Origin of the sequence: Oceanicaulis sp., from assembly GCA_040112665.1 — a bacterium.
Classification (GTDB): Bacteria; Pseudomonadota; Alphaproteobacteria; order Caulobacterales; family Maricaulaceae; genus Oceanicaulis.
The window spans coordinates 619,946-638,133 of sequence record CP157796.1 but is presented as its reverse complement, the minus strand read 5'-3'; the positions used below and the strand labels follow the sequence as shown (position 1 = coordinate 638,133).

Here is an 18,188-nt window from a genome sequence, read left to right as displayed (position 1 = left end):
GCATGACATGATCGCGGGCCCGTCCCCCGGACCCGTGAGCCCGACCATGCCTTCCGCCCGCCCGCGCCGCACCACGCCGTGACCGCCGACGTCTCCATTCTCGTCGTGCTGTTCCGCAGCGCGGCGCACGTCTCGCGCCAGGCCGCGGCGCTCGATGCGCAGACGGTGCGCCCGCGCGAAATCCTTTATCTGGAAAACGGGTCGCCCGAGGGCGAGCGCGCCGATCCCGCTCAGCTGCCTCACGGCGCCGAGCTGGTGACCAGCGAGGCCAATCTCGGCTTCGCAGGTGGAAACAACCTGCTCGCGCGGCGGGCTGAAGGTGAGTGGCTCCTGCTTCTCAACCCCGACGCCTTTCCCGAGCCCGACTGGATCGAGCAGATGCTCGCCGCGACGGGGCGCTGGCCCGATGTGACTCTGTTCGGATGCACGCAAGCCGCCGACGGCGCGCCGGGCGTGCTCGACGGCGCCGGCGACGTCTATCACGCTGCGGGGCTGCCCTATCGCGCCGGGTACGGACGGTCGATGACGCCGCCGGAAGAGGGCGAAGTGTTCGCGCCCTGCGGTGCGGCGATGATGATAAGGCGCGATCTGTTCGAGGCGCTGGGCGGGTTCGACGAGCGGTATTTCTGCTATGTGGAGGACGTCGATCTCGCTTACCGGGCGCGTCTGCGCGGTGAGCGCTGCATCCAGGTGCGCGACGCGGTCGTCAGCCATCTGGGCTATGCGAGTTCGGGCCGGCGCTCGGAATTCGCCGGCTATCACGGCGCGCGCAACCGGCTCTGGACCTTCCTGAAAAACACGCCCGCGCCGCTCTTGCCGCTGCTCGCGCCGCTTCACGCGACGGCCAATCTGGCGCTCTGGCTGTCCGCGGCGCGGTTCGGCCAGTTCGGTCTATACGGCCGGGCCATGCGCGACGCGCTGGCCGGCTGGCCGGACATCATGCGTACCCGATCGGAAATCCAGGCTTCAAGGACGGCCTCGGCCCTGCAGATTGCGCGCGCGCTGACCTGGAGTCCCCTGAAGCTGATCACGCGGGCGCCGGACGTCAGGCCTGCGCGCCGGCGCTAAAGCTCGGCGGCCTTCCCGCGATACATCGCGATCACCGCCGCCCGCAGGGCCTCGGCGGCCGGCAGGGTCTCGGCGGCTTCGTCCGCATCAAGGACGATCCCGCCGTCGACCGCACCGAGGCTGAACACCGGTTCCCAGCCGATCTCGCCGTCCGCTTGCACGAGCCGCTCGACGGCGATTGTTCCGGCGAGATCATCAGGACCCGGAGCGGCCGCGACATATCCGGCCAGAAAATGCACGCGATTGAGCGGATGCGCGCCGGGCGGGATCCAGCGTCGATAGGCGTTCTCCGCCAAGCCGTCCTCATCGAGCCAGCCGCCATAGAGCCGCTGATCGGGGGACGCCTCCCAGGGCTGAGAGCCGTCGATGCGGAAGGCGACCGCGTTCTCGCGCGCGGCGATGAGATCGGCGATCGCCCCGGGGTCGAGCGCTTCTTGCCGGTCCAGAAGCGCCGTCGCACGCGCGTCGAACCGCACGCTCAGCGCGGCATGGCCGAAATCCTCCGCCTTGATCGCTTCGATTTCGGGCCGCGCCTCGGCGGGCTTTGCGACTTCGCAGCTCCGCTCCTCCTGGCCGCGGTAGTAGGTCTCCGGCCAGTAGGCCCAGATCCGTACCCCGTCCTGCTCGTAAGTCGCGTCCTCGAAACCTTGATGCAGCGCCGTCAGGCGGGTCCGATCGGCCTCGCGCCCGTCGGCTTCGACCAGATGGGCCAGCAGCAAGCCGATGGCGTTCTGCTGGTTCCAGGGCAGCCGGTCGCCCGGCCAGCGATAGTCCGCAGAGCAGGGCCAGCGATACGCCTCTCCGTCCCATTGCGCCTCGATCGCTTCATAGGCCTGCCGGGCCTGCTGGACGATCGCCGCGCAATCCTCGCCCGGCACGCGCTCGCAACTGGTCAGCAGCGCGTCGTAGATCACCCCGTCATGGACCGCATGCGTGGTGAGGATGTCCGGCCGGACCGAATAGCGCCAGGACGGGAACCGTCCGTCCACGGCATGTTGCATGGTCGCCGTCCTGAGGCTGCGGACGTACGCCGCGACCGCCGCGTCATCATAGAGCGCGGCCAGTTCGGACAGGCTGTGGAGCTGATAGGCGAGGCTCCAGGACAGGCGGCCATAACCGTTGCCGCCGAGCGCGGCGCGGGCCGCAGGCGCACCGAGCGCCTGCGACCAGTACGCCAATAACGCAGCTTCAAGGCTTTCATCGCCGGTGACCCGGTAGATGGCGCCGTCATGGCTTAGAAGCAGCGCCTCGTCGGCATGGAGGGTTCTGACCCTTGCACCGTCCGCGCCGGCGGTCACCGACAGAACCGCATTGACGTCCGCGCCGATCTCAGTCCCGGCGGCCAGAACGCCGCCTCCCGCGCGCGGGGTCAGAGCGCCGATATAATGCCCGGTCTCCGCGCAAACCGGGCTGTCGCCGTCCAGCGACGGCAGCCGGCAGATCCGGTCCCGCCGCGGCCGGTTCGATTGCCGGACGAACCACAGCGCGCCGCGATCGTCGAAGACCGGAGAGCGGTCGAGGCTGTCAGGTCCGGTGACCGGCCCGTAGGCGGTCGTCAGCCGGCTTTGCGCCAGCGACGCGTCCGAGCGCGCCCAGAGCAGATCGCCGTCCGGCGTCTCGGTCAGGTCGAAAAAGCTGGACCCGTCCACTGGCCGGCGTTCACCGTCCACGAACAGGTGCACCCGTCCGTCTGCGGCGGGGCGGGTTTCATACCGCGCGCGGTTCACGGTGTGCAGGGTCTCGATCGCCGGGCAAAGCGTGAACGGCGCCTGGTCGGGCCGGGCGCAGTCTTCATTCCCCGGCGCCGCTGCGGAGAGCGCGGCGCCGATCAGAACTGTCAAAATCATGGAGTCAGCCGGCCCTTGTCGATGAAGCGTGCGCGGCGACGGCCGCAGCGGTCGATCAGCAACGCCCGCTGGCGGTCGAAGTTTCGCGACGCGTCAGCGCAGGCGGTCGAAGCGTCCGCACTCGGCGATCCAGATTTCCGCCCAGTAGGGGTGGGGCACGTCGCGGAACACGCCGCCTTCGATGAGCTTAGCCCATTGTGGAGCGCTTCCCGGCTCGGCCCGGAAGCGTGCGAGATCTCCCGGCGAACGGTAGCCCAGGCTCGAGAGCGCGTCCTCGCGGATACGAATCCAGACCGCGCCCGGAGCGTCGAACAGATGGGCGGCCTCGGCGCGCAGGGTCTCTGTGAAATCCGACACGCTGGTGGCGACCGCGCCGACATCGCGAAGATCGAAGACACGCAGGCCGCCGAGCAGATCGAACAGGGTGGCCGGCGCGGACGGATCGCGTCCGTTGCGGGCCGGGTCGGCGTAAAGCGCGCCCCAGACGGTCGCGGCCTCGAACTGAGACTTTCCGGCGGCGTGCCACACCCCGCCGATGAGCGGGGCGAGCCTGTCGGGCTGGATCGACGGAACAGGAGAGGGCCGGGCGCCGGCGGGGATCTGGAGCGTGGTCATGCGTCACCTCACGACGTCAGAGTTCCCTCCGTCATCTTCAGGTGATCTGAAGCCCGCGAGAACCACGGTAACAAAGCCGCGCCGCGGTGTCAGTTCCTCGCGCCGGGAAAATTTCAGGCCGCCTGCGCCTCGACCGCTTCGCGCACGATCTTCGCGGCCTTGCGCGCGGCGTCTTCGGGGCCTTCTGCGAGAATGCGGATCACCGGTTCGGTGCCCGATGCGCGGACCAGGAGCCGGCCCTCCTCGCCGAGCGCGCTTTCCGCTTCGCCGATCGCGGCTTTGACCTGATCGTTCGACAGCGGCGTCGCGCCGCGCGCATGGCGGACGTTTTCCTTGATCTGCGGGACCGGTTCGAACACCGAGAGAAGCTCGCTCGCCGGTTTGTCGCTCTCGATCAGAAGCCCCAGCACCTGCAGCGCTGCGATCAGCGCGTCGCCGGTGGTCGCATAATCGCGCATCACCACATGGCCCGAGCTTTCCCCGCCCAGATTGCCGCCGCCCTCGCGCATGGCCTGAACCACGTTGCGGTCGCCGACGCCGGTGCGCACGACCTCGACGCCCTCGCGCGCCATGGCGCGGTCGAGCGCGATCGTGCTCATCACCGTGGTCACCAGCCGGTCGCAGGAGAGCCGGCCCTGCCGCTTCCAGGTCTTGGCGATCAGGCCCAGCACCTGACCGCCGTCGATCACCCGTCCGGCCTCGTCCACGACCACCAGCCGGTCCGCGTCGCCGTCCAGCGCCAGGCCGATATCGGCGCGATAGCGGCGCACCTCTTCGGCGAGGCTTTCAGGCGCGGTGGCGCCGCAATCGGCGTTGATGTTGAACCCGTCGGGCCGGTCATGGATGGCGATGACGTCCGCGCCCAGCTCCCACAGCACCGCCGGGGCGACCTTGTAGGCCGCGCCGTTCGCGCAATCGACCACGATGCGAAGCCCTTTCAGGCTCATGCGCCTTGGGAAGGTCGCCTTGACGATCTCGGTGTAACGCGTGCCCGCATCGTCGATCCGCCGCGCCCGGCCGAGCTCGCCGGCGCCGACCAGGCCGGTCTCGTAGGGCTCGTCCATCAGCGCTTCGATCTCGGCTTCCTGGGCGTCGTCGAGCTTGTAGCCGTCAGGGCCGAAGAGTTTGATTCCGTTGTCCTGGTAGGGGTTGTGCGAGGCTGTGATGACGACCCCGAGATCGGCGCGCAGCGTGGTCGTGAGGTTCGCCACCGCCGGCGTGGGCAGGGGGCCGAACTGGGCGACGTCCATGCCTGCGCTGATGAAACCCGACACCAGCGCGGTCTCGATCATATAGCCTGAAAGCCGTGTGTCCTTGCCGATCACGACGGTGCTGCGCCGGCCGTCCTTGCGTTTGAAATAGCGCGCCGCGGCCATCCCCAAGCGCGTGACGAAGGGCGAGACCAGCGGCGTCTGGTTCGTCGTCCCGCGAATGCCGTCCGTGCCGAAATAGCGCTTGTCCATCATCGCGCTCCCTCAGGTTCGGTTGAAGGGTGTGCGCGAAGGAACGCGCAAGCCCGGCCCGGCGTGCCGGAGCGGGCTGAGCCTTGTTCGCGCCCGGCTGCGGCGTCACTTGAACTTTCGCCGATAAAGGCGGATTTTGGTTGTCATGACCGAAACCGGCCCCGCCCCTTCCTCTGAGAACGCCGACGACGATCCGGTGACCGGCGCGCTCGCCCGGCTCGATCAGGCCGCCGGCGCGGTGCAGCGCCGGATCGAGGACCTGACCGCCCGGCTCGCCCGCGCGGAAGCCGATGCGATGGCGGCGCGGGACTCCGACGCCGACCGGGCCCGGCTCGCCCAGGCGCTGGATGAAGCGCGGGCTTCCGAAGCCGCGCTCGCCGAAGCCGCCGAGGAGGCCGGCGCAGCCCTCGACGCGGCGATGGACGATCTCAGGGCCGTGCTGGCCGAAAGCGGGGAGGGGGCGTGAACAAGGTCACGATCTCCCTGAACGGCCGGGCCTTCACCATCGGCTGCGAGGAAGGCCAGCAGGCGTATCTGCGCGAACTCGCCGGCCATCTCGACGGCCATGTCCGCGACCTCGCCGACAAGGTCGGCCAGATCGGCGACGTGCGGCTGCTGCTCATGGCGAGCCTGATCGTGGCCGACGAGATGCGCGAGGCGAAGGGCCAGATCGAGGCCCTGAAAGAAGAGATGATCGACCTCAAGGGCCGGCTGAGCCAGGCCGACGCCCGCCGCCGCGCGGACCGCGCGCGCGCAGCCGAAGCGATCGCGAAAGCCGCCGCGCGGCTGGAAACCCTGTGCGAAACCGGCGCTGAGGACGGTGAGACTGGAGAAGGCTCTTGAGCGCGGGCCTCGCGCGCCCCATCTTCAGACCCGGCGGCTGCTGGAGCGTGCGTCAGGTCTTAACATCCCGGCGACCTTACATCTCTGAGAGGGAGCTGCCTCTGTCCCCGACCGTGGTCTCGGACACGCGGCGCCCACCTGGTTTACCGGGTCATCAGGGTTGGAAAACGACCAACGGCGCATCTGGGGCCGCCACCCCTTTCCTCTCGCGCGACAGGCTTTCGGCGCCATGCTGACCGGCTGGCGCAAGAAACGTGCGCGCATGACGGCCGCCCGCGCCCGGGCCGCCGCCCACGCCGCCGATCCTGAGGCGGGCGCCCGGCTGGCGGAAACCTTCCCCGACGAGATCTGGCCGTCGATGAACCAGATCGTCGCGGGCTACCGCGCCATCCGCGACGAGATCGACCCCTCACCGCTGCTTGAAACCTTCGCGCTGGAACAGGCCCGGCTGTGCCTGCCTTGCGTGACCGGGCCGGGCCGGGCGTTGGTCTTTCGAAGCTGGACGCCGGGCGAGGATTTCGTCACCGGCGCGTTCGGGGTGCAGGAACCCGATCCCTCCAATCCGGAAGTCCGCCCCGCCCTCGTTCTCGTCCCGCTGCTCGCCTTCGATCAGGCCGGACGGCGCCTGGGTTACGGCGCAGGGTTTTACGACCGCACCCTCGCGGCCCTGAGGGAGCTGGGCCCCGTCACCACGGTGGGGCTCGCCTACGAAGCCCAGCGCATGACCCGCGTGCCCACCGACGCGCACGACCTGCCGGTGGACTGGGTGGTGACCGAGCGCGGCGCGTTCCGGGCGGGGCGCTAGCGACGCCGCGCCGCAGACACGGCGGTTGGCGCCGCGGCTGCTCGCGCCTAGAACCCGCTGGATATTTTTGAAAGCGGCGAGGGCGATCATGGCGGCGGTCAGCGAGCAAACGGTGAAATCGGTCAGGCACTACACCGACCGGCTGTTCGCCTTCCGCGTGACCCGGCCGCAGAGCTTCCGCTTCCGCTCGGGCGAATTCGTGATGCTGGGCCTACCGGTCGACGGAAAGCCGCTTCTGCGCGCCTATTCGGTGGCCAGCCCCAGCTGGGACGAGGAGCTGGAGTTTTTCTCCATCAAGGTGCCTGACGGCCCCCTGACCTCGCGGCTTCAGAAGATCGAACCGGGCGACACCATCCTTCTGGGGACCAAGTCAGTGGGCACGCTGGTGCTCGACGCGCTGACCCCGGGCAAGCGGCTGTATCTTCTGTCCACCGGCACCGGGATCGCCCCCTTCGCCTCGATCATCCGCGATCCGGAGACCTATGAGCAGTACGATCAGGTGATCCTCACCCATACCTGCCGCGAGGTCGCCGAACTCGAATACGGCCGCGAGCTGGTCGAGGCGGTGGCGAGCGATCCGCTGGTGGGCGAGTTCGCGAACGGCAAGCTGGTCTACTACCCCTCGGTCACCCGCGAGGACTTCGTGCGCACCGGCCGGATCACCCAGCTCATCGACGAGGGGATCATCTTTGACGAGCTCGGCGTGCCCGCGCTGAACCCCGAAACCGACCGGGTGATGATCTGCGGCTCGATGGAGATGATCGAGGACTGCAAGCTGCGCTGCGAGCGCGCAGGCCTCACCGAAGGCTCGAACGCCCGGCCGGCCGAATACGTGGTCGAGAAGGCCTTCGTGGGCTAGCGCTCGAGCGCGCCGAGCGTCGCCTTTTCAGGCCGTTAGGATTTGGTTAACCTTCTGATCGGGGGAACGCGCACCGCAGGTGCGGCGTCGCGGGCCGAACGACAGGGGGGACGACCATGCTCGACATTTTCGGGGACGACGCCGTGCGCGACCTCGCACTGCGCTACGCCGCCTGGGCGGCGCTGATCGCCGGCGGATTGCTGCCTCTGGTCTGGGCCGTCCAGCAGCGCTTCGGCGGCGGGCTGAGCACGGCGATGGGCGCTTACAGCAAGCGCACGAGACGCGGCGCGCCCTGCCAGAAAAAGCAGTGCTTTCTGGACAATCTGGATCGCGACATCGACCGCGCCGAGAAGGTGCGCCGCTCTCGCATGGTCTATACGGCCGGCTATATCGCCGCCGTGCTCGCGCCCGGCGTGGCCCTGGCGGTCTATGCGCTGAACCAGCCCTTCTTCGCGCCGGGCGCGACCGCGCCCTTCGTCGACCCCGACGGTGCGGCGGCCTCGCCGGGCGTCGCCGAGGTGGTCCGCTTTTTCTTCCTGTCGAGCAATTTCATCGCCATGCTGGCCGAACAGCTGGCGCAGGACATTCCCGGCGCGGGCGGCCTGGCCGCCTCGCTGATCGGCCCGCCGCCCATCATCGCCAATCCGGACGCGCAGATCTTCGCCGGCCTGACCACTGCGTTCAAATGGGTGTCCGGCCCGGCGCTGCTCCTCTCCGGCGTGGTGATCGCCGACCTGTGGGGCGGGTTCCGCCATATCGGCGGGGTGGTGGACCGTTACAGGAAGGCGAAAGAGGCGGTCGCGGGCATGGCCGACGGTGAGGACGCGGAGAAGTACAAGCGCAAGATCGCACGCACCGTCGCGGTGCAGGAGGGTTAGCACCGCCGCCATGGCCAGCGCCGGGCGCGCGCGCTATATGCGCACGCTTCGAAAGGAGCGGTCATGCGCATCGGATTTTTCGGAGACGTCGTCGGCAAGTCCGGCCGCGAGGCGGTGGCCGAGCACCTGCCCGGCCTGCGCGACCGGCTGAAGCTCGACTTCGTGATCGTCAACGCCGAGAACGCCGCGGGCGGGTTCGGCATCACCGAGCGCACCGCCAACGAGCTGTTCGACGCCGGCGCGGACGTGCTCACCCTGGGCAATCACGCCTGGGACCAGTCCGAGGCGCTGAGCTATATCGAGCGCGAGCCCAGACTGTTGCGGCCGGTGAACTACCGGCCCGGCGCTGCGCCGGGCAAGGGCGCGTCGCTCTACGATCTGCCCGACGGGCGGCGGATCCTTGTGATGAACGTGATGCTGCGCCTGTTCATGCAGCCGCTGGAAGATCCGTTCGCTGCGGTGGAGAAGGAAATCGTCTCGTGCCCGCTCGGTCAGGTCGCCGATGCGATCGTGGTCGACATGCACGGCGAGGCGACCAGCGAGAAGACCGCCATGGGCGTTTATTGCGACGGCCGGGCGAGCCTGGTGGTCGGTACGCACACCCATGTGCCCACCGCCGATCACCGCATCCTGCCCGGCGGCACCGCCTATCAGACTGACGCCGGCATGTGCGGGGACTATGACAGCGTGATCGGCATGGAGAAGGACGAGCCGGTGAACCGCTTCGTCACCGGCATGCGGTCCTCGCGCTTCACCACCGCCAGCGGCGAGGCGACCGCCTGCGGATTGTTTGTCGAGACCGACGACGCGACCGGGCTTGCGGTTCGCTGCGAGCCGATCCGCATAGGCGGGGTGCTGGGCGAGATCCTGCCGGCCGCCTAACCCGTCTCGTCTGCCGCGAGGTCTTCCATCACGCGGCGGGTGAACAGCCGGGCGCCGGCGCGGTTGAGGTGATGCACGTCGTAGAACGCGCCTTGCCGACGCCGGGGCAGCGTGGCGTATCCGGCTTCAAATGCGGGCCTGTCTGCGATCCAGTCATAGGGAAACTCCGGATCGAAACCGCGATTGAACAGGAAGCGGACGTCCAGCCCCCAGTCTTCCAGCACCGGCCGGTCGATGAGCCGGTCGATGCAGGGCATCGCCTCTTGGAAAAGCGGCCCGAGACCATAAGGATCGACGCTGAACTCGATCGGCAGGTCGGCCACGAATTCGGGCCGGGGCATGGGCGAGACCACCACGTCCACCGCGATACCGCGCGCCGACAGCGCCCGGCAGATCCGCTTCAGGGCCGCCGGCGCGGCCGGGTCGGGCTCGACGCCGGCGTAGACGCCCTGATGGCGCTCATGGACGAACTCGACGTCGAGGACGAGCGCCTCGGCCGCCTCGCGGTCGAGCGCGCGCGTGCGGGCTTCGACCTCGTCGATCTGTGCACGGAGAGTCGCGGCAGCAACGCCCGAAATCGGCGAGCCCTGCGCCAGGTTGGTCCGCCAGCGATCGAACACCGCGCTGCGCGCGACCGGATCGAACAGGGTCGCCTGCTGGTCGGGCAGATAGTCGTTCAGGGGCTTCTGCAGAAAATAGGGATCGACGATCCAGATAAGGCGGCGCGGTTCGAGCCCGTGATGGTCGAGATAGTCGATCAGAAGATCGAACGTGCCCAGATGCCAGGTTCCGAAGGCGCAGACGCCGGTCTGACGATCGGGAAAGGCTTGGGCGAGCTCCCAGGCGTCGATGCCCGAATAGACGTGCGAATTGCCCACCACCAGAACATCGAGCCGGTCGAGACTCGCCAGGGCGACGCACGCCTCCTTGTCGATATTATAGAGCGAGAGCAGGAAATCTTCGGACACCACGTCTTCGGCGAATTCGCCGGGCGCTTCGGGGCGGGGCGCGAACAGGAAGATCGACGCCGGCCAGACCGCCAGGGCGACCAGAACGACGAACAGGCGAGGAGAGAAGTTCGGCACGGAGAACCCCGTTTCACCGCACGCCTGCAGCGCGTGCGCCTGGGTCAGAAATCGCTTCGCCGGGGCGGGCTGTCAACCAGGCGTGGCGTGGTGTTCAGCGCCCGCGCCTGAGATCCTGGAACACCTGCTCGAGCCCGTTCAGGAAGGCCGAGCGGTCGCGCGGGCTGAAGCCTTTCGGGCCGCCGGTCTCCATGCCTGCGCTTCTGAGGTCGGCCATGAGGTCGCGCATGGCGAGCTTGGAGCCGATCGAGTTGGCGGTGAACACCGTGCCGCGATGATCGATCGCCTTCGCGCCGGCCTTCAGGCAGCGGTCGGCCAGCGGGATGTCGCCGGTCACGCAGATATCGCCCGGCCCGATGCGCTCGGCGATCCAGTCGTCGGCGGCGTCCGCGCCTTCAGGCACGATGACGAGTTCGGCCCAGGCGCTTTGCGGGCGGCGCAGCCCTCCGTCGCAGACCAGCAGCACCTGCGTCTTCCAGCGCTCGGCGACGCGGATCGCCTCGTCCTTCACAGGACAGGCGTCGGCGTCCACGAAAACGGTCATTGCTGTCCGGCGGCGCGCGGGGCGTCGAGCCCCTTCCAGCCTCGGAACCAGCGCGCGAACGCGCCGATCCCGTCTTGCAGCGCAGTGTGCGGCGCCGCGCCGTAGGCCGCTTCAAGCCGCGAGGTGTCCGCCCAAGTCGCGCTGACATCGCCGGGCTGGGCGTCGATCTTCTCGGTCCTCGCCTCGATCCCCAGCGCCGCTTCGAGCGCGGAGACCAGCGCCAGCGTGTCCACCGGGCTCGACCCGCCGATATTGAACACGCGATTGCCCGGCCCCGGACGATCGTCCACCAGCGCCAGAAGATGGGGAATGATGTCGCCGATGAAGGTGAAGTCGCGCAGGTTCCGGCCGTGATTGAAAAGCTTCAGCGTCTGCCCGGCGATCATCTTCTCGGCGAACGAGAAGTACGCCATGTCCGGCCGGCCCCACGGTCCGTACACGGTGAAAAACCGCAAGCCGGTCAGCGGCAGGCCGTAAAGATGCGCATAGGTGCCGCTCATCAGCTCGTCGGCGCGCTTGGTGGCGGCGTAAAGCGAGACCGGCGCGTCGACAGCGTCGTCCTCGCTGAAGCCGCGCTCGGCGGGCCGCTCGCCGTAGACCGAGCTCGAACTCGCATAGACGAGGTGATCGAGCTCGCCGTCGAGCGCGCGCGCCGCTTCGAGCACGGAGAGGTGCCCTGAGATGTTCGAATGCGTGTAGGCGAACGGGTTTTCCAGCGAATACCGGACGCCGGCTTGCGCTGCGAGATGCAGGATCTTCCGGGGGCGGACGGACAGGACGAGCGCGCGCACTGCGGCGGCGTCGGCGAGGTCCAGTCTCTCGAACCGGAAACCCTTGAACCGGCCCAGCTCGGCCAGGCGGGCCTGTTTCAGCGCGACGTCGTAATAGTCGGTCAGGCAGTCGACGCCCACCACCGCTTCGCCGCGCTCGAGCAGGGCGCGGGCGGCGTGATATCCGATGAAGCCGGCCGCGCCGGTGACCAGTACCGCCATGGGTTCGGGCGTCCCCTGAAAAAGTTCGGCGCACAATGCCTCTGTTTAGAGCCCGTTGTCACGCCGGGCGCTGCACGCGGCGCGGCCGCACGCCGCCTTGCAGGCGGGCGCGCGCCATGCTCGTTTGCGGTTGCAGCATCCCTATGCGAGGTGAGTCCATGGCCCGCTCCACGCCCTTCGACGCGCTCCTGCTCGAAAACGTCCACCCCGACGCCGACGAGGCGCTTCAGGCGCTCGGCCCGGTCTCGGTGCGGCGGGTGTCCGGCTCGCCCGATCCGGCGACGCTGGGGCAGACGATCTCTGGCGCGGACGTGGTCGGCATCCGCTCGCGCACCCAGCTGACCGAAGAGGTGTTCGCCGCCGCTTCGGGTCTGGCGGCGGTGGGCTGTTTCTGCATCGGCACCAACCAGGTCGATCTCGACGCCGCCGCAAGGCGCGGGATCCCGGTCTTCAACGCGCCCTTCGCCAACACCAGGTCGGTGGCCGAGCTGACCATCGCCAGCGTCATCATGCTGATGCGCCGCATCCCCGAGAAGATGTTCGCCACCGAAAAGGGTCTGTGGCTGAAAACCGCCGAGGGCGCGAACGAAGTGCGCAAGAAAAAGCTCGGCATCGTGGGCTACGGCAATATCGGCGCCCAGCTCTCGGTGATCGCCTCGGCGCTGGGCATGCACGTGTATTTCTACGACATCGAGCCCAAGCTCGCGCACGGCAACGCGCGGCCGACCGAAAGCCTGGACGCGCTTCTGTCCACCTGCGACGCGGTGACCCTGCACGTGCCCTCCACCGCGCGCACGCGCAACATGATCGGCAAGCGCGAGATCGCGCTGATGAAGGACGGGGCGTATCTGATCAACCAGGCCCGCGGCGACCTCGTGGACGTGGACGCGCTCGCCGAGGCGCTGAGATCAGGCAAGCTCGCGGGCGCTGCGGTGGACGTCTTCCCCGTCGAGCCGAAGAGCAAGGACGAGGCCTTCGAAAGCCCGCTGCAGGGCTGCCCGAACGCCATCCTCACCCCCCATATCGGCGGCTCGACCGCCGAGGCCCAGCAGGCGATCGGGCTCGATGCGGCGACCAAGCTGGCGAAGTATCTTTATCAGGGCGCGACCAGCCATGCGGTGAACTTCCCCCATGTCGAACCCGGCCCGCTGGGCGAGGGGCAGGTGCGGGTGCTGGTGCCCCATTTCAACCGGCCGGGCTTTCTGAGGCGGCTCAACGAAGCGGCCGAACAGGCCGGCGCGAACGTCGCCGCCCAGTATCTGCAGACCGACGGCGAGTACGGTTATGCGGTCGCCGATCTCGAACGCGCCCCGGCCGACATTCTCGCCCGCGTCGAGGCGCTGGACGGCGCGATCCGCGCGCGGCTGATCACCGGGTGAGCAAGCCTGGTCTCCAAGCTGCGGACAGTGCAAGCAGCGCTTCATCTGCTCCTAAGCAGTCAAGTGCGGCGTAATGATCTTTCGGCTGTGCCAGATTGAGGTATGCATGTGGGGACTCGGGAAACGTCCCCGTTTCATCGCGAATAAATACGGCATACCGCAGGCCGTCCGTGACCACTAACCGCTCGGCATTTGGAAGCGCTGACGCGTAGGATCGAGCTTGCTCCACCCCGACCAAGCAAGAGCGATTGAATCGCTTCGCCTCAAGCACCAGCACGATGTCGTCTTGATTTCGGACGCTCTGTCGAAACGGCCGGAACGCCGCGAGATCTATTCGTCCGATACCAGATATCGACCACTCCATCGCTAGTGTCTGAGGAGACCAGCCGAGTGCTACGAAAAGCGGCAAAACAAGTTGCCCGAGCGTCTCTGCTTCAGAAATGGCCTCGGTTTTGGTTCGGTACCATTGTGCAAGCTTCGTCAGGTCGGTAATCCGGTCCGTTAGCGAGGTCGCAGACGTGGCGCTTAGTCCGCATTCAAATAAGAGTGCTGCACAGTCGGCGATATCAAGCGATTTTGAATCGTCGAACTGTGTAAATTCTGGCTGCTTGTCTTCATCATATGTCTCGAACAGATTCTTGATCCAAGCGCGAAGTTCGTGGGCCTTTTCGCCTGTAGGTAGGATTTGCGTCGTGTCGCCTAGTTTCATTGTGTAAGTCGGGAAGTGGCGGGGCATCTGCTCCTGGGCTACCCAGTGGACCCGTCTGGCATGCGCAACGTCCCAGCCATCAACATCTAGAAAGGCGTCAATGTATTCATAGTCCCCGACAATTCTCCCAACCGCCCTGACGGTTGACGTGCCCTCTCTCAGAACGACCAAATCTCCCGACGACATTTGCGTACAAAAGCGGTCCAATATTGTACAGGTTCTGGGCTTGATGCCATGTTCTAGGTATTTTTCACGCGCATTCGGCCCCCAGCGCCCAATATTGCTTGGCCCCAATAAAATAACGTTATTTCTGATGCATAGGTCCGCAAAGCTTCGATCGCCGTCGCCCGCAGCGTGTTGCCAAATTTCCATGCTCGCTCCAGAGCGCAATCATAAGCTTTGATTCTATGTCGCCACAGGGGCGCGAGTTTGTGAAGCCCATAGGGGCGCTCACAATAATTGCTCTGTAGGCGTTCGGCGCGTATTCAGGCCCCGCCTCAACCCGGAGCGCGCCATGACCGACCCTGCCCGCAGCCTTGACGCGCCCGAACCCGGCGGCGACCGCCGTGAAGACGGTCCCGGCCCCGAACCCTCCGGCGGGCTGATCGCCGCGCTCGAGGACATCGCGCAGGGCGCGCCCGAGGAAGGCCTCACGCTGGGCGCGTTCACCCGCACGCTCGGCGAGCGGGTGTTCGGCGTGCTCCTGTTCGCGCTCGCGATCCCGGTCTGCATGCCGTTTTTGTACGGCGTGCCGCAGGTCGTCGCGCTGCCGATGATGGCGCTGGCCGCGCAAATGGCTGCTGGGCGAGAGCAGCCCTGGCTGCCGCGCAGGTTTTCAGACCGGCCGCTGTCGAAAGCCGATCTTCAGCGCATGGCCAAAGGCGCGCGCAAATGGTTCGGCTGGGTGGAGCGGCTGGCCCGGCCCCGGCTGAGCCTTCTGTCTGGGCGCAACGCCGAGCGCATGGTCGGCGCGGTGTTCGTGCTGTTCTGCGCGTCGATCCTGGTGCCGCTGCCGGCGACCAACACCACGCCGGGCATCGCCATCGCCCTGTCCTCGATCGGGCTCATCACCCGGGACGGGCTTTTAGTGATCCTGGGCCTGTTTCTGGGCGTGATCTGGATCGGGCTTCTGATCGGCGGCTTTCTGGTGTTCGGCGCGGCCTTCCTCGACATCGTCAAGGACTTCCTGCTCGGTGTTCTGGGGCGGAGCTAGCCCAGGGAGTCCCGCCCGGTCGCCTTTTTCCAGTCGGAGAGGAAGGCGGACAGCCCGGTGTCGGTCTGCGGGTGCTTGTAGAGCTGGTCGAACACCTTTGCAGGGATGGTCGCCGCGTCGCAGCCGACCAGAGCGGCGGCCTCGACATGGGCGGGCGAGCGCAGGGAGGCGGCGAGGATCTCGGTCTCGTAGCCGTACTGGTCATAGATCGCCCGGATCGCCTGAAGGAGTCCGATCCCGTCACCGCCCGCATCCTCGACCCGGCCCACGAAGGGCGAGATGTAGCTCGCCCCCGCCTTGGCCGCGAGCAGGGCCTGATTGGCCGAGAAGCACAGGGTGACGTTGGTCTGGATCCCGTCCCTTGCGAAGGCGTGGCAGGCGGCGAGCCCGGCTTCGGTGAGGGGCAGCTTGACCACGACGTTCGGAGCGAGATCGGCCAGCTTGCGGCCCTCGGCCAGCATGGTCTCGGTGTCTGTGGCGACGACCTCGGCGCTCACAGGGCCGTCGATCAGCTCGCAGATCGCGGCCACGCGCTCGAACACGTCCGCGCCGGACTTGGCGATCAGAGAGGGATTGGTGGTCACCCCGTCGACCAGGCCCGATCCGAGCCGGTCGGCGATCTCGCTGGTCTCGGCGGTGTCGAGGAAGAGCTGCATCGGAGGTCTCCGGGATGATTGCGGCTGCGCGTACGAGCCTATAGGCAGGTTTCGTTACTGATTTACAAGCCCGGCCGGCCCCTGCGGAGCGTCTCGCCGACCATGACAGCCCGACGTTTGAGGCGCGCTGTGCGCCGCGCTCTGCCCAGGCCCTTCGTGCGTTTCATCTGGAACGCGGCGAGCGACCTCAAGGATCTGCCCGGACGGTTGAAAAGCCGCCGGCCGGCGCCCTGGCGCGTGATCCACAATAACGGCGGCGGCGATTTCCACCGCACCGGCGAGACGCTGTTTCACGCGATCCGCGAGGCGACGGGGCTGAGCCCTGACGAGACCGTGCTGGACATGGGCTGCGGCGCGGGCCGGCTGGCTTTCCCGCTTTGCGCCTACCTGTCTGAAGAAGGCCGCTATATCGGCTTCGACATCGCCCCCCGCGCGCTCGACTTCGCCCGCCGGCATGTAAGCGGCGCGGCGGCGATCGACTTCGTGCACGCTGATCTGTCCAACCCCGAATACCGGCGCGAGGGCGGATCGGCGGCGGACTATCGCTTCCCGGCTGAAGACGGCTCGGTCGATCTCGCGGTGGCGACCTCGCTCTTCACCCATCTCGATGCGAAAACCGCCAAAGGCTATCTCGCAGAGACCGGCCGGGTGCTCAGGCCCGGCGGACGAGCCTATCTGACGGTCTTCGAGATCGATGCGGAGGGCCGGCAGGCGCTGCACGCGGGCGTGGCGCGGCTGGGCTTCGTTCAGCTCGGCGGGCCGGCCTGGAGCACCGATCCGGCGGCGCCTGAAGCGGCGATGGGGTTCGAGACCGAAGCCCTGAACGGCTGGATCGAGGCGGCCGGGCTGGTGCGCGAACGCACGGTTGCGCGCGGGGACTGGCGCGACGCTGCGCCGTCAGGCCAGCTTCAGGATCATCTGATCGTCAGAAAGCCCGGCTGAGGCTCAGCCGCCGCCGCCGCGCAGCACTTCGCGGACCGTCCTGAGGACGATCACGCCGTCGCGCCAGAGCGACCAGTTGCGCGCATACCAGTCGTCGAGCCGGGCGCGCTCGGCGAAGCTCGTTTCGTGCCGGCCGTTGACCTGCCACAGCCCGGTCAGGCCTGGACGCAGGCGGGCGTAGGCTTCCAGCGACACCCCGTAGGCGCCGCGCTGTTCGGGCAGCATGGGGCGCGGGCCCACAAGGCTCATCTCGCCTCTGAGCACGTTGATTAGCTGGGGCAGTTCGTCGAGGCTGGTCTTCCTCAGAAACCGGCCGACCGGCGTGATGCGCGGATCGTCTGAGAGCTTCTGATAGGTCTCCCACTCCGCCTTGCGCGCCGGATCGGCGTCGAGCAGGGCGGCGAGCCGGTCTTCGGCGTCCACGCTCATGGTGCGGAATTTCAGGCAGGCGAAGGTCGATCCGGCCCGGCCCACACGGGTCTGGCTGAACAGCGCCGGCCCGCCGTCGCGGCGGATCAGAAGGGCGATCACCCCCATGAGCGGGGAGAGCACCGCGAGCGCCAGCCCGGCGGTCAAAAGGTCTAGGACCCGCTTGGCCGCACCGGCGAGCGGACGGTCCAGGCTGTCGGTGATGCGCATCACGAAGCCGTCCGCAGGCGGGGCGTCGAGCAGGTCGACATGCTCGGTGGGGATGCGGCCGACGTCGGGGCGGTAATAGAAGGCTGCGCCGCGCGCAGACAGCCGGCCGGCGATGCGCGCGGCGAGCGGCTGGGTCTGCGCGTCCGGCGCGAGAAACACGGTCTGCCCGCCCAGCGCGTCGAGCCGCGCGCCCAGAGCGGCGTCGTCCAGCCCGGCGAAGCTTGCAAGATCCACCCGCCGCGCGACGGTGAGGCCGTGCCCGTCGTTTTCGCTCAGCAGCGTCTCGGCGGCGTCCGCCGCGCCTTTGGGCGCGAGCAGGGTCACCGGCGCGTACCAGGCCTTCGAGGCCTTGAGCATCTCGCGCACGGCGAACCGCCCGGCCAGCATGGAAGCGGGCGCAGCGGCCCATTTCAGGATCGAGCCGGGATCGAGCCGGGCTTCGCCGAGCGCGAGCTGGGCGGTGCTGACCGCCAAGGCTGCGAAGCCGCAGCCGATCAGCAAGGGCCGGATCTGGTCGGCGAGCGCCTGGCGGTTGCGGTAATGGCCCAGCGTCTTCAGCCAGAACACCAGACCCAGCGCGCTTGCGAGCGTCAGCACGGTCCAGCCTTCGGGCAGGCCCGCGCCGGCCGCGCTCAGCGCCGCGCCTGAAAGGCTCGCCAGAGCCAGCGCGATCAGATCGGACCAGAGAAAACTTCGCGGCGCCGAGGCGGCGGCGTCGCGCCGCGCCTGTCCGGCCGATTGAAGCGTGTCGATATGAAACGCCGTCATG

Annotated in this window: 19 protein-coding genes and 1 other RNA gene; 11 read left to right on the top strand and 9 right to left on the bottom strand. The window is 68.0% G+C overall.

Annotated elements, in window-relative coordinates; translation table 11 throughout:
• Positions 1-78 precede the first annotated feature (78 nt).
• Positions 79-1,068, top strand: a complete 990-nt coding sequence (locus ABL308_03080; GenBank protein XBQ16866.1) for a glycosyltransferase family 2 protein — start codon at positions 79-81, stop codon at positions 1,066-1,068.
• Here ABL308_03080 and ABL308_03075 read toward each other — a convergent pair.
• The 3 genes from ABL308_03075 to glmM form a co-directional block, all read right to left on the bottom strand.
• A complete protein-coding gene (locus ABL308_03075) occupies positions 1,065-2,915 on the bottom strand; it encodes a hypothetical protein (protein XBQ16865.1) in 1,851 nt (616 codons plus the stop codon). The genes ABL308_03080 and ABL308_03075 overlap by 4 nt on opposite strands.
• A gap of 93 nt (positions 2,916-3,008) precedes the next feature.
• On the bottom strand, positions 3,009-3,530 hold the full coding sequence (locus tag ABL308_03070; protein XBQ16864.1) for a hypothetical protein: 522 nt from the start codon (positions 3,528-3,530) through the stop codon (positions 3,009-3,011).
• A 113-nt stretch (positions 3,531-3,643) separates the two neighbouring features.
• Complete coding sequence (gene glmM, locus ABL308_03065; protein XBQ16863.1) at positions 3,644-4,996, bottom strand: phosphoglucosamine mutase; 1,353 nt, start codon at positions 4,994-4,996, stop codon at positions 3,644-3,646.
• Between the two features lie 142 nt (positions 4,997-5,138).
• Here glmM and ABL308_03060 point away from each other — a divergent pair, with 142 nt between their 5' ends.
• The 7 genes from ABL308_03060 to ABL308_03030 all read left to right on the top strand — a co-directional run bounded on the left by ABL308_03060 (position 5,139) and on the right by ABL308_03030 (position 9,260).
• A complete protein-coding gene (locus ABL308_03060; GenBank protein XBQ16862.1) occupies positions 5,139-5,459 on the top strand; it encodes a DUF4164 family protein in 321 nt (106 codons plus the stop codon).
• Positions 5,456-5,836, top strand: coding sequence for a cell division protein ZapA (locus ABL308_03055; GenBank protein XBQ16861.1), 381 nt, complete (start codon positions 5,456-5,458; stop codon positions 5,834-5,836). The genes ABL308_03060 and ABL308_03055 overlap by 4 nt, the downstream gene beginning before the upstream one ends.
• A gap of 36 nt (positions 5,837-5,872) precedes the next feature.
• A non-coding RNA gene (ssrS, locus tag ABL308_03050) (6S RNA) lies at positions 5,873-6,030 on the top strand.
• A 35-nt stretch (positions 6,031-6,065) separates the two neighbouring features.
• Positions 6,066-6,641: a 5-formyltetrahydrofolate cyclo-ligase gene (locus ABL308_03045; GenBank protein XBQ16860.1), complete on the top strand. Its 576-nt coding sequence runs from the start codon at positions 6,066-6,068 to the stop codon at positions 6,639-6,641.
• An 88-nt stretch (positions 6,642-6,729) separates the two neighbouring features.
• Positions 6,730-7,500 carry a ferredoxin--NADP reductase gene (locus ABL308_03040; GenBank protein XBQ16859.1) on the top strand — a complete coding sequence of 257 codons (771 nt, stop codon included), beginning with the start codon at positions 6,730-6,732 and terminating at the stop codon, positions 7,498-7,500.
• Between the two features lie 116 nt (positions 7,501-7,616).
• Positions 7,617-8,378: a hypothetical protein gene (locus ABL308_03035; protein XBQ16858.1), complete on the top strand. Its 762-nt coding sequence runs from the start codon at positions 7,617-7,619 to the stop codon at positions 8,376-8,378.
• 63 nt (positions 8,379-8,441) lie between these two features.
• Positions 8,442-9,260 carry a TIGR00282 family metallophosphoesterase gene (locus ABL308_03030; GenBank protein ID XBQ16857.1) on the top strand — a complete coding sequence of 273 codons (819 nt, stop codon included), beginning with the start codon at positions 8,442-8,444 and terminating at the stop codon, positions 9,258-9,260.
• Here ABL308_03030 and ABL308_03025 read toward each other — a convergent pair.
• The 3 genes from ABL308_03025 to ABL308_03015 form a co-directional block, all read right to left on the bottom strand.
• The gene (locus ABL308_03025; GenBank protein ID XBQ16856.1) at positions 9,257-10,345 is read right to left on the bottom strand and encodes a hypothetical protein; all 1,089 of its coding nucleotides are present in this window, start codon (positions 10,343-10,345) and stop codon (positions 9,257-9,259) included. The genes ABL308_03030 and ABL308_03025 overlap by 4 nt on opposite strands.
• 94 nt (positions 10,346-10,439) lie before the next feature.
• Positions 10,440-10,889 (bottom strand): YaiI/YqxD family protein, encoded by a 450-nt coding sequence (locus ABL308_03020; protein XBQ16855.1) that lies wholly within the window; start codon positions 10,887-10,889, stop codon positions 10,440-10,442.
• Positions 10,886-11,881, bottom strand: a complete 996-nt coding sequence (locus ABL308_03015) for an NAD-dependent epimerase/dehydratase family protein (protein ID XBQ16854.1) — start codon at positions 11,879-11,881, stop codon at positions 10,886-10,888. The genes ABL308_03020 and ABL308_03015 overlap by 4 nt, the downstream gene beginning before the upstream one ends.
• Positions 11,882-12,039: 158 nt before the next feature.
• Here ABL308_03015 and serA point away from each other — a divergent pair, with 158 nt between their 5' ends.
• The gene (gene serA / locus ABL308_03010; protein ID XBQ16853.1) at positions 12,040-13,260 is read left to right on the top strand and encodes a phosphoglycerate dehydrogenase; all 1,221 of its coding nucleotides are present in this window, start codon (positions 12,040-12,042) and stop codon (positions 13,258-13,260) included.
• Here serA and ABL308_03005 read toward each other — a convergent pair.
• Positions 13,250-14,341, bottom strand: coding sequence for a hypothetical protein (locus ABL308_03005; GenBank protein ID XBQ16852.1), 1,092 nt, complete (start codon positions 14,339-14,341; stop codon positions 13,250-13,252). The two genes, serA and ABL308_03005, sit on opposite strands and share 11 nt — an antisense overlap.
• Before the next feature lie 142 nt (positions 14,342-14,483).
• Between ABL308_03005 and ABL308_03000 the strand changes: the two genes are divergently transcribed.
• Positions 14,484-15,182: an exopolysaccharide biosynthesis protein gene (locus tag ABL308_03000; protein XBQ16851.1), complete on the top strand. Its 699-nt coding sequence runs from the start codon at positions 14,484-14,486 to the stop codon at positions 15,180-15,182.
• Here the strand turns inward: ABL308_03000 and fsa are convergent.
• The gene (gene fsa / locus ABL308_02995; protein XBQ16850.1) at positions 15,179-15,838 is read right to left on the bottom strand and encodes a fructose-6-phosphate aldolase; all 660 of its coding nucleotides are present in this window, start codon (positions 15,836-15,838) and stop codon (positions 15,179-15,181) included. The two genes, ABL308_03000 and fsa, sit on opposite strands and share 4 nt — an antisense overlap.
• 102 nt (positions 15,839-15,940) lie before the next feature.
• On the opposite strand from fsa, the gene ABL308_02990 reads away from it, so the two are divergent.
• Positions 15,941-16,780 (top strand): class I SAM-dependent methyltransferase, encoded by an 840-nt coding sequence (locus tag ABL308_02990; GenBank protein XBQ16849.1) that lies wholly within the window; start codon positions 15,941-15,943, stop codon positions 16,778-16,780.
• Positions 16,781-16,783: 3 nt separating this feature from the next.
• Here ABL308_02990 and ABL308_02985 read toward each other — a convergent pair whose 3' ends face one another.
• Entirely contained in the window at positions 16,784-18,187 is a 1,404-nt protein-coding gene (locus tag ABL308_02985) for an exopolysaccharide biosynthesis polyprenyl glycosylphosphotransferase (protein ID XBQ16848.1), read from the bottom strand.
• Between the last annotated feature and the right edge of the window lies 1 nt (position 18,188).

Excerpts from the sequence above, each read along its gene's own strand:
- glmM (XBQ16863.1), bottom strand. The coding sequence starts at position 4,996 with ATGATGGACAAGCGCTATTTCGGCACGGACGGCATTCGCGGGACGACG.
- ABL308_03035 (XBQ16858.1), top strand. The coding sequence starts at position 7,617 with ATGCTCGACATTTTCGGGGACGACGCCGTGCGCGACCTCGCACTGCGC.
- ABL308_03000 (XBQ16851.1), top strand. The coding sequence starts at position 14,484 with ATGACCGACCCTGCCCGCAGCCTTGACGCGCCCGAACCCGGCGGCGAC.
- serA (XBQ16853.1), top strand. The coding sequence starts at position 12,040 with ATGGCCCGCTCCACGCCCTTCGACGCGCTCCTGCTCGAAAACGTCCAC.
- ABL308_03020 (XBQ16855.1), bottom strand. The coding sequence starts at position 10,889 with ATGACCGTTTTCGTGGACGCCGACGCCTGTCCTGTGAAGGACGAGGCG.
- ABL308_03070 (XBQ16864.1), bottom strand. The coding sequence starts at position 3,530 with ATGACCACGCTCCAGATCCCCGCCGGCGCCCGGCCCTCTCCTGTTCCG.
- ABL308_03015 (XBQ16854.1), bottom strand. The coding sequence starts at position 11,881 with ATGGCGGTACTGGTCACCGGCGCGGCCGGCTTCATCGGATATCACGCC.
- ABL308_03075 (XBQ16865.1), bottom strand. The coding sequence starts at position 2,915 with ATGATTTTGACAGTTCTGATCGGCGCCGCGCTCTCCGCAGCGGCGCCG.
- fsa (XBQ16850.1), bottom strand. The coding sequence starts at position 15,838 with ATGCAGCTCTTCCTCGACACCGCCGAGACCAGCGAGATCGCCGACCGG.
- ABL308_02985 (XBQ16848.1), bottom strand. The coding sequence starts at position 18,187 with ATGACGGCGTTTCATATCGACACGCTTCAATCGGCCGGACAGGCGCGG.
- ABL308_03045 (XBQ16860.1), top strand. The coding sequence starts at position 6,066 with ATGCTGACCGGCTGGCGCAAGAAACGTGCGCGCATGACGGCCGCCCGC.
- ABL308_03030 (XBQ16857.1), top strand. The coding sequence starts at position 8,442 with ATGCGCATCGGATTTTTCGGAGACGTCGTCGGCAAGTCCGGCCGCGAG.
- ABL308_02990 (XBQ16849.1), top strand. The coding sequence starts at position 15,941 with ATGACAGCCCGACGTTTGAGGCGCGCTGTGCGCCGCGCTCTGCCCAGG.
- ABL308_03005 (XBQ16852.1), bottom strand. The coding sequence starts at position 14,341 with ATGGAAATTTGGCAACACGCTGCGGGCGACGGCGATCGAAGCTTTGCG.
- ABL308_03060 (XBQ16862.1), top strand. The coding sequence starts at position 5,139 with ATGACCGAAACCGGCCCCGCCCCTTCCTCTGAGAACGCCGACGACGAT.
- ABL308_03040 (XBQ16859.1), top strand. The coding sequence starts at position 6,730 with ATGGCGGCGGTCAGCGAGCAAACGGTGAAATCGGTCAGGCACTACACC.